Here is a 10,096-nt window from a genome sequence, read left to right as displayed (position 1 = left end):
CCGTGAATCATGCGGGCCGCACAGCCTCAACCTGATTATTGGGTCCTGAGCCTAGCAAGATTCTACAGCACTTCGAACTAAGTGGAAACCACGGTTTCACGGTGATCGCCTTCTACCACAAGTGAAAAAGCTCGATAGCGCCTGCTGCGAACGACCGTTTTTCGTCCCTTGTTGCGATGGCTCCGGCGGGACGAGCATAGAGTTCTACATCGAGCGCGCGATGGCATTCACTGCCCTCGTCGCACCGGGCAGAACGGCAGCTATGAGTTAAGATGGCTCATAGGCGCCTCTCCACTTTGCCGCATCGTCGACCCCGCAATCGCAGAGTGAGAATCGCCCCCTACCTGCGAATTCTCTTGATTGTTGGCACGAACGCGTCGGAGAACTTTGCGCGCGCCCTCGAACGCGCCGGTCGGTCCCAATCCGCGTTTGCGCCGCGGCGTGTGCGGACAAGGCTCTTCAGCAACGTTTCCTTCGGCCGCCGCAATACTTGCGTGAAAACCTTGTACCCTCATGTGAGGCCATATGCCGGGCTCCGCCCGAGCGGCAATTACGAGCACGGCAAGTCGATGTGGGTTGCGATGTGGGTGCGACCACCGCGAAATGAAGAAAGCCGCCATACATTCAACGACTTACTCCAGCATAGTGGCGGAGACGAAGGCTGAGCAACTTCCGGCCTAACAGGTTGATTTATCTCACTATGAGAAGGAAGTCGCAAGCCCCCACCCGCATCCCACCCCTCATAATGGAGTAGGCCGGGGCGAAGCTTCGGTTTCCTCAAGAGAAGGATGTTTCGGACGGACGGACGGACACCCCCAACGCCCCCTAAGGGGGCGGGGTGTCCGTCCGTCCGTCCGAAACTTTTTTTGCCAATTCGTTTTTGTCCGGTCGCCTTCGGAACAATGTCCTGTTCAGGAGGGAGAGGCGCGGTGCCAATCCCGACTAACCTCAAAGCGAAAGCAAAACTATGAACACCACGTCCTCCTTCCATCAATCTACTTCTTTGACGACCATAACCAAAGCTGGCCAGTTCGTCCCAAACATCGACATGCCTTTCGTCGTGAAGAACTTGTTCAAGCCCGGTGAGGTCGCAATGATTGCAGGCGCACCCGGCCTCGGCAAATCGACAATTTCCGCGGCTATCGCCGCGCACGCGGCGCAAGGGCGCGACTTCGGCGGTCTATCCGTCAAAAACGCGGTGGTGATCTATTATGCCGCCGAAGATGCGTATGGCGTTCTTTGCCGCGCGCACCCCTACATGCGCGACCCGGCCTGCGCACATGCTCCCTTCTACGTCGTTCATGGGGCACCGAACCTGCTGGACCCGGAGACACCGGAAAAGGTCACTCGCTTTGTAGCGGCGAAAATGGCCGAGCACCAATGTGAGCAAGCTTTGGTCATCTTCGACACCCTGAACCGATGCATCGGCGAGGCTGATGAGAACTCATCGAGCGCGATGGGAACCGTCGTGGGCAATGCTGGATACATCGCGCGGGTCGCCAACGCGTCAGTCGTGTTCGTCCATCACACGGGCAACGGCAACCCTGACCGTCCGAGAGGATCGTCGGCCTTTCATGGAAACGTGGATTGCCTTTGTCTGCTCAGCAAATCGAACGACGATGCTGCATCAAAGGTCGTTCTGCTCAATGCGATCAAACAAAAGAACGCACAAGCACTCGGGACGCTTCCTTTCAAGCTTCAAAGCCTCGAGGTTGGCATTGACAGCCAGGGATGCCGGGTCACGGTGCCGATGGCGGTCCCGATGGAACCGGGGTCATTCGCGCAGTCAATGAAGGCCGATAACACGAACCATCCGCCGAAACAGAACACGCAAGAGCGTCGAGACGATGTCGAGCGTGTCCTAAATGAACTTGCACAGTCCGAGCCCGGTGCCTTCTTTTCTCCGACTGAGATCGCAGCCAGGTCCGGTTCAGCCTTCAACAAGATCCGTGATTCCGATAGTCTGCGTCGAGCCATCCAAAGGGTTCTGGAGACGCTGGAGAAGGCAGGTCAGGCCGAGCGAGGTGAAAAGGGGTATCGCGTCGCACACAGAACAATCACCGCGAATGCGAGCCACCCCGCAGAGTGACGTATGAAGATGGCGCACCTTCCTCGCTGGAAGGTGCGCCGCCCGCTACAGGTCGTCGGTTGGCAGACTGAAGGCGATCCATTTCCCCTTCAAAATGATCCAGCATCGACGATGCCAACTGTCGCAGGTCGGCAAGGGGGATGGCCGAGAAGTCGTAATCCGCGAGACGGAAGCGAACGCAATGTCGAGAGGAGTGAGCAAGAAGCGTGTCGAGAGACTTATAAAGTTTTTCATCCATTGGCCGTGGTTCCTATGTCCAGTTTTGAAGGCGCACAACGGATAAAATAGTCATTTTATCCCTCCTCCAAAACGGCAAGATATGGCACTGTTCTCGTTTCGGCACTCCGTGAAAACGTTCTCGCCAAAGTGCGAAACGGCAAGCCGCGTTGCGAAAGTGGGGCAAACGGCGGCGCATCTTCGCTACATAACCCGCGCTTCAGCCGCGAGGGAAGTCGTCCGTGCGAGGTTGGGCAGCGACACAGATCAGCAGCATGCAAGTGCCACCGAGCGAGACGCGCGAAAGCGAAAAGGCAGGGCGTGTGAAAGGTTCATCGTGGCACTCCCCGTAGAAGCTTCCCCTGCACAGCGCTTAGAACTTGCCCGCGTGTTTGCCGAGGCCCTTACACAGGGACGGACGAGCTACATCCTCGCTATCCATGACAAGGCCGGAAACGACGCACTCAATCCCCACTTTCATCTCGTGGCATTCGACCGGCACGAAAAGACCGGAGGACGAGGGCGACCACGCAGCGTTCTCGGGATGGCGCGAAAGAACGCGATCGAAATATGGGCGGAGCGTTGGGCCGATATTCACAATCGGAAAATGAGCGAATGGGGCTTCGGGCCTGACTGCGTCATTAGCCACCTCTCATTCGAGAAACGGGGTATCGACCGCATTCCCGAGATACACGAAGGCCCCGCATCCCGCGCAATGGCCATGCGTGAAAACACCAGAACCACCAGCAAGCCGGAATGGAGGCGTATCGACGCGGGGCGAACCCGCGCCAATGCGAACAACGTGATCCGGGAAATCAACCAACTCACCATGGAGCAAAAAAATGACACAGGCAATCGACTGGGAAGCACAGATCGAGGAAATCAGGAAGAAGGCTACAGCCGCCGCCCGCCATTCCGAAAGGACGGTCAGCGGAGTGGCTCAGGCCCTTTCGGAGACGGCGGCCCAGTCCAGAACGCTTGCCAACCTCAGCAAGGGGCAGCAGGAGATCAGCAGCCGCCTTGGCGCACTGGAACAGGCGCTCCGGCTCAAGTCAGCCCGCATCGAGGCCCAGCCGATTCAACAGAGAGGCGACCTCCCAGCGCCGCTCCTGTGCGGCCTGATTGGCCTCCTGTTCGGCGTGATCGTGTCAGGCGTGTTTTTCTGGAACTGATCCTCCTGCGCGACGAGCTCCGGGCGCGGCTTGCGACTCTTGGTGGTCGCCGCCACGCCCTACCGGTGGGTCCGATGGTGGAGGTGGGAATCGAGACGCGAAAAAGGCCGAGGAACCGTCGGGAACGAGCGACCGAAAGATAACTTTCGGCGAGCTGTCAATCATCGGTTGCGAAGCGGATTCACGCCGGGGTAGCCTCGAAAAAAAGAGCGTCGAGGGGAAGCAGTGTCCGATTTCAACAACTTGGTTGCCCGATTTGGTATGGAGGCGCAGAAGCGCCTTTCCTCTATCGTATCGGGTCGGCCCGAAGAACAGCTTCGCGCGCCACTTGAAATACTCGTTCCCGGCATCGCCGAGATTTGCGGACTGCCCGCCGGAGCGATCTTTCTCGTTCCGGAAACGCCGATGCCGGACCTCGCCATACGACCTGACTTTGCCGTGATGCGAAAGCACGGCAAGGCATCCGAGTTGCTTGGCTTCATTGAGATCAAGGCGCCCGGCAAAGGCGCAGACCCGCGACGCTTCACGAACGCCCATGACAAGAAGCAATGGGAGAAGCTGAAGGCCCTCCCGAACCTCATCTACACCGACGGCAACGAATTTTCCGTCTGGCATGATGGCGAGCTTCAGGCCGAAGGTTCGAAGTCCGGCATCGTCAAGCTGTCTGGCGATGTGCATTCGGCTGGTGCCTCCCTCACGGCCCCGCCTGAGCTTCAATCAGCCTTCCACAGCTTCTTGACTTGGACACCGACGGCCCCGCGCAACGCGCGCGAGTTGGCGCGGATGTCAGCGCGCCTGTGCCGGTTGCTGCGCGACGAGGTGATTGAACGGCTCGAAGCCAAGGACAAGAAGTTCGCAGCCATCCGCGCCGACTGGCGGCAAATCCTGTTCCCAGAAGCCGATGACAAGGAGTTTGCGGATGGCTACGCGCAGGCGGTCGTATTCGGCCTGCTGATGGCCCGTGCGCGGGGCGTCAGCCTCACAGAGGGCATCGACCACGCGGCTGGCGAGCTGCGTAGCACCGATAGCTTGATCGGCACCGCACTCGGCTTCTTGACAGCCAATCCCGACACCCTGAGCGTTTCGCTCCGAACCCTGACCCGTGTCTTAGAGGTCGTGGATTGGCCGACAGTTTCCAAGGGTGACGACGATGCCTGGCTCTATTTCTACGAGTTCTTTCTTGAGAACTACGACAACAAGCTGCGCAAGCTCACCGGCTCCTACTACACCCCGCCTGAGGTGGTTCAGGCTATGGTCAGGCTAACCGACGAAGCCCTGCGCGACCCAAAGCGGTTCGGACTTTCCGGCGGACTGCGCGCCGACGAAGTTGTCGTGCTCGATCCCGCTGTTGGCACAGGCACCTACCTTCTCGGCATCCTGCGGCATGTCGTCCAGCGTGTCGAAGCCGACCTTGGCGCAGGTGCCGTTCCGGGTGTCATTGATGCGGTGGCAAAGCGGCTGATCGGGTTCGAGCTCCAGTTTGGCCCATTCGTGGTCGCGCAGCTTCGTCTCATCAGTGAGCTGGTGGAACTGACCGGGCGAAGTGACATCTCGCCACGTCTGTTCGTCACCGACACGCTCAGTGACCCCGACGAATCCCGCACACGCCTACCATCGCTCTTTGCGCCGCTCACCGACAGCTACGAGGAAGCCAACCGCATCAAGGGGCAGGAACCCATCACCGTCGTCATCGGCAACCCGCCCTACAAAGAGAAAGCCAAGGGACGCGGTGGCTGGGTCGAGGAAGGGAGACCCGGCGAGGCTCCGCTGATGAATGCCTGGGGCAAGGACACGCCGCCGGAATGGAACGCCGGCGCGCACCTCAAGCATCTCAAGAACCTCTATGTCTATTTCTGGCGGTGGGCGACATGGAAGGTCTTCGGCGATCCGCCCGCCGAGGGCGAGACGCCGCGTCCTGATCGCAAAGGCATCGTGTGTTTCATCACCGTGGCCGGTTTTCTCAACGGGCCGGGATTCCAGAAGATGCGCGCGGACCTGCGCCGGGACGCTGACGAAATTTGGGTGATCGACGCCACACCCGAGGGCTATCAACCGCCAGTCAATAGCCGGATCTTTCAAGGCGTGCAGCAACCCGTCTGTATCGTCATCGCCGCTCGGAACAGCGACGCCGGAACTCCTGACCCTGCCACCGTGCGATTCCGTCGCCTGCCCACCGAGAATCGCAGGGATAAGTTCGCCGCCCTCGCTGCGATCGGGCTAAACGACGCCGAGTGGGAAATCTGCTCGAACCAGCCCCGTGCGCCTTTCCTGCCCGCCGCCGAAGGTGTCTGGGGGTCTGCCGCGCCCCTTGGCGACATTTTCCTGACCGAGAGTTCAGGCGTCCTATCTGGGCGGACTTGGGTCATTGCCCCCGACGCCGAAAGTCTGCGAAAGCGCTGGCGGCTTATGCGGGACGAGACCGACCTCAAGCGGAAAGAGGTTTTGTTCCACCCGACCATGCGGGGCGGTGAATTGGCCGACCGACATACCAAGAAGGTCGTGCGCGATGGCCTGCCGGGCTACGAGTTCCGCAACTACACGGTAGCGTCGGACACGGGCGAGTCTATTCCGCCCATCCGCTATGCCTTCCGCACCTTGGATCGCCAGTGGATCATTCCCGATAACCGCCTGCTTTTGTCCGCGCGACCAGAGCTTTGGGCGGCGGACAGCGACCAACAGGTATTCCTGACTGCTCTTATGGCTCATTCGCCGACGGCAGGCCCTGCCCTGAGTTTTGCCGGTATTATGCCCGACCAGCATCACTACAAGGGCTCATTCGGTGGAAGGGTGTTCCCGCTATGGGCAACCCGAGATGCCAGCAAACCCAATATCCGTTCGGCCCTATTGAACCGCCTGACACGCGATTTGGGGGCATCTGTGGCCGCGCCCGACCTTCTGGCTTACATCGCCGCCGTGGCGGCCAATCCCGCTTACACAGCCCGCTTTCAAACCGATCTCATTCAACCTGGCCTACGCATCCCACTGACGGCCAGGGCAGACACTTTCTCCGAAGCAGTCGAGATCGGGCGAAAGGTGATCTGGCTTCACACCTATGGCGAACGCTTCGACGATCCCGGCGCGGGTCGCCCGTCAGGGCCACCCCGCGCTCCCGCAGGTCCGACGATGCCAGCCGCCGGGGCAATCCCCACGGAGCCAGCCAAGTTTCCCAACAATCTGCGCTATGACGAAGCCGCGCGACGCCTTCACGTTGGCGAAGGCTTCGTGGAGAACGTGTCGCCCGAGGTGCGCGCATATGAGGTTTCCGGCAAGAACGTCATAGACCAGTGGTTCAGCTACCGGCGTCTTGATCGCAGCCGCCCGATGATCGGCGACCGCCGCCCGCCGTCGCCGCTGGACAAGGTTCAGCCGGATAGTTGGCCGTCGATCTATACAGAGGACTTGTTGAACCTGCTTCACGTCCTGACCTTGCTGACGCAGTTGGAGCCAGAACAATCCAAGCTGCTCGACAAGGTCTGTTCCGGCCCGCTGATCGACGCGGAAATCCTGCGGGCGCAAGGCGTGTTCGACGACGCCAGCGCCGCGACGAGCCGTCCCGGCGACGACCGGCAGGACGAGATGGTTTTCTAATCTTCCTCCGCGAAAATCTGGATCGTGCGGCGATTCACTTCCGCCGTGCGCATCTCTGGGTCCGCATACAACTCTACCTCGCCCATCGCCCACATTCCCCACTGTTCAAGCAGCTTGTGGCGCTCGTGGATCAGCATGGCGCGATTGTAGGCTTGGACGGTCTTTGATCCGACGGCGTGGGCAAGCACCATTTCGGCCACGTCATCAGGAGCGGCGGCATCCTCGCGTGCCCACGTTCGGAACGCGGCTCGCATACCATGAACCGTAACCCCCGGCACGTGTGCTTGAAGCAGCTTTCGCATCGTGTTGTCCGAAATCGGCTTCTTGGGATTGCTGGGCGAAGGGAAGACGAGCGGACTCGCCTTGGTTCTGTGTTCTCGCGCCGCCAGCAGCACCTCGCGGGCGTGGGTCGTGATCGGAACAACGAACTCGTTGCGGGTTTTCATCAACTCCGCCGGGATGGTCCATTCAGTGAGAAGTTCGTTGAACTGGTCCCAGCAAGCGTTCCGCACTGAACCTGAACGCAGGGCGGTGAGAATGGTGAAACGAAGCGCCAGCGCACCGACAACGGTTTGTCGGGCCAGCTTCTCCATCAACTCGGGCAGGTCGTGATAGTCCATCGCTGAAAAATGCTGTGTCTTCTGTCGCTGCGGGCGCATCGAACTGAGCATTCCGGTGGCGGGGTTCCCCGTTGTCCGGTATCCACGACCGCAGGCGAAATCGAAGACGACGGAAATCCGTTGAAGCACCCGGCGCGCGGTCTCTGGTTTCGTCGTCCAGATCGGATCAATGACCGCTTCGATGTCGTCCTGATGAATCTCGGAGATGGTCAGCCCGCCCAGTGTCGGGAAGGCGTAAGTTTCAAGCGTCCGAAGCCACTGCGCGATGTGCTTACCGTTGTTCTTGTTGTCCTTGAACTTCCGCTCATGAACAATCTTGGCAAGCTCCTCGAAGGTCGTTGCCTTGCCCTCATCCTCGCGCGTCCGAACCTTCGGGTTGCCGCCGCTGCGCGCAATACGGCGAAGCTCGAAAGCTTTCTCCCGCGCTTCTGCCAGCGTCACCAGATTTGCCGATCCGAGTCCGAAGTCCCGTCTGCGTCCGCGAACGACCGTTCGCAGTATCCACCGCCGTGCTCCGGACGGATCAACATGCAGGTATAGACCGCCGCCATCGGCGTGCCGACCCGGGCCCGCTTTCCTCACAAGTGCGACGTTCAGCTTTTTCTCGACGTGTGGCCCAGACTTCACCCGCCGCCCTGATTCTGTGATAGAAGAACCATCCATATCTCGACCCTCATTCTATCCCACATCTTCTGCGGGAGGTTAGGGGCCAGATGTTGATGAGAACCTGTCAAGAACCAGTAAATGTGGGCTCATTTAGCGCCCAATCCGGCCGAAGCCGGGAAAACTGGCGGAGACGAAGGGATTCGAACCCTCGAGACGGTTTCCCGCCTACTCCCTTAGCAGGGGAGCGCCTTCGACCACTCGGCCACGTCTCCGCCGACGGGTATAGCGGCGCAAACCACGGAATTACAAGGCGAAATTCGACTCATTCGACAGAATGTCGGATGACGCCCCAACCCCTTGAAATGGCGCTGAAAGGCCGAGGATTACGACGGTTATGGGCAAGATTTGGTCATCGCCCTAAGGGAATAATTTTTGCGAGGGCCACGACGCACAGGCGAGTCCGTGTCCGGGTCCTGAGCCCCCAGACGCGAGGGCGCGCTGGCAGTTCGCTGTTTCGCGGCCGCGCGTTTCCGCCCCTCCCGCGCCGAACCGATCTCCTCCGGGCAACGGAGGATCGAAGATGAGCGTCGAACAGCGAGAAGCGAAGACATGTGGCCGCGGGCGCTCGCCCGACAATCGCCAAACAAGCCTTCATGAGCCGTCGGGCGCATCAGCGACCGGGCTCCAGGGACGGCCATCAGAGGCCGCGCACTCGGCCAGCGATTTTGGATCCCAGCTGCTCCGTGACACGTCCACACACGCGGCCAGAGAAGATTCTGAATTATGCTCACGCTTCGAACCGGTGCCGGCTTCCTTGCTGGGCCCAGCGAAGCGCAGCGCCAGCCAGACCCGCATTCTCGCCCTCGCGCTTCAGAGAACCCAATTCCCGAGCTTCATCAAGAAGAGCCTGGAAAGCCGTTGGAAGGTTGGGCCAGACGTAGTTCGGGACATCCTGCGCGACTCCGGGGTCAATCCAGGTCCAGAAGCGGGCCTTCGCATTCCCATAACAGACGCTCTCCTGTGCGAGGGATTTTCCGAGCCGCACACGGTTTGGATCTCCGCGTCAGCGGGATGCCGGAAAATCCTGTCTGCTGATCTGCTGACACTTGAAGGCTGGATCGCGCGAAACCGAAAAATGAGCGGCGCGACAGGTCCAAGTATTACCGCGACCATTCGAAAGGTCGCCTCGCCTCCGTCCAGATCGGGAAGCAACACCATTTCCGTCCGACACTCGAAGAGGCCCTGGAATGGCACGCGGCCGGTGCGGAGTCGTCATGACACCAGTGAAATTTCTTCTTCCGAATACCAGAAAGCCGGTCCTCGGAACGATGGCATGGCCGCCCCGGCCACCGATTTTGACGCTCACATCCTGTTGGTCGGTTCAAGGCACCGACACCCTGTTTGCGTCAAACTGGCCCTCCAGCCCCAATTTGGCTGCAACCGGGTCGATTTGCGGCGGCTCCTTGCGGTGAGCCTGCGCCCGCATCTTCCTGAATCATCTTACAAATTTGGAGACTTTACGATGCTTGACGCACTCGAAATGACGAACACTGCTCAACTCACACCGGACTTTCTCGAAGAGAGCTTGGCAGCCGGACACTACGACGGGACATGGCGCAAGGGAACACGGCCTCGCAAGCGCACGGCTATTCGCACGGCCAGGAAGGTCTTTGGATGCTCTGGTTACTTCGGTTCCGACCAAGAAATTCCGACCTCCCGCTTGGAGCTCGAGTTCTTCGCCGCCCGTCACCGTAGGCTCTGGACTCATAACCAGAAGATGACGGTAGCGGCGAGGGCGATGGCCG

General features: G+C 60.0%; 5 protein-coding genes, 1 tRNA gene and 1 pseudogene. 5 read left to right on the top strand and 2 right to left on the bottom strand.

Translation table 11 applies throughout. The features are described 5' to 3' along the window. Positions 1-967 precede the first annotated feature (967 nt). From ACFDS3_RS17055 to ACFDS3_RS17040, 4 genes and pseudogenes are all read left to right on the top strand, one after another. The gene (locus ACFDS3_RS17055) at positions 968-2,089 is read left to right on the top strand and encodes an AAA family ATPase (protein ID WP_375263555.1); all 1,122 of its coding nucleotides are present in this window, start codon (positions 968-970) and stop codon (positions 2,087-2,089) included. Positions 2,090-2,408: 319 nt separating this feature from the next. Then, positions 2,409-3,017, top strand: a pseudogene (locus tag ACFDS3_RS17050) (MobA/MobL family protein); the annotation flags it as partial. A gap of 130 nt (positions 3,018-3,147) precedes the next feature. After that, entirely contained in the window at positions 3,148-3,477 is a 330-nt protein-coding gene (locus ACFDS3_RS17045; protein WP_375263556.1) for a hypothetical protein, read from the top strand. 225 nt (positions 3,478-3,702) lie between these two features. After that, a complete protein-coding gene (locus tag ACFDS3_RS17040; RefSeq protein ID WP_375263553.1) occupies positions 3,703-7,065 on the top strand; it encodes a type ISP restriction/modification enzyme in 3,363 nt (1,120 codons plus the stop codon). Here the strand turns inward: ACFDS3_RS17040 and ACFDS3_RS17035 are convergent. Together ACFDS3_RS17035 and ACFDS3_RS17030 are read right to left on the bottom strand one after the other, a co-directional pair. Continuing rightward, the gene (locus tag ACFDS3_RS17035) at positions 7,062-8,348 is read right to left on the bottom strand and encodes a tyrosine-type recombinase/integrase (protein ID WP_375263552.1); all 1,287 of its coding nucleotides are present in this window, start codon (positions 8,346-8,348) and stop codon (positions 7,062-7,064) included. The two genes, ACFDS3_RS17040 and ACFDS3_RS17035, sit on opposite strands and share 4 nt — an antisense overlap. Before the next feature lie 125 nt (positions 8,349-8,473). Then, a tRNA-Ser gene (locus tag ACFDS3_RS17030) sits at positions 8,474-8,563 on the bottom strand. A gap of 308 nt (positions 8,564-8,871) precedes the next feature. On the opposite strand from ACFDS3_RS17030, the gene ACFDS3_RS17025 reads away from it, so the two are divergent. Next, a partial coding sequence (locus ACFDS3_RS17025) for a hypothetical protein (RefSeq protein WP_375263551.1) occupies positions 8,872-10,096 on the top strand: 1,225 nt, incomplete at its 3' end.

It is taken from the genome of Palleronia sp., from assembly GCF_042089775.1.
In the GTDB taxonomy this organism is placed as follows: Bacteria; Pseudomonadota; Alphaproteobacteria; order Rhodobacterales; family Rhodobacteraceae; genus Palleronia.
The sequence above is the reverse complement of the archived record's forward strand: the minus strand, read 5'-3'. Positions and strand labels throughout refer to the sequence as shown.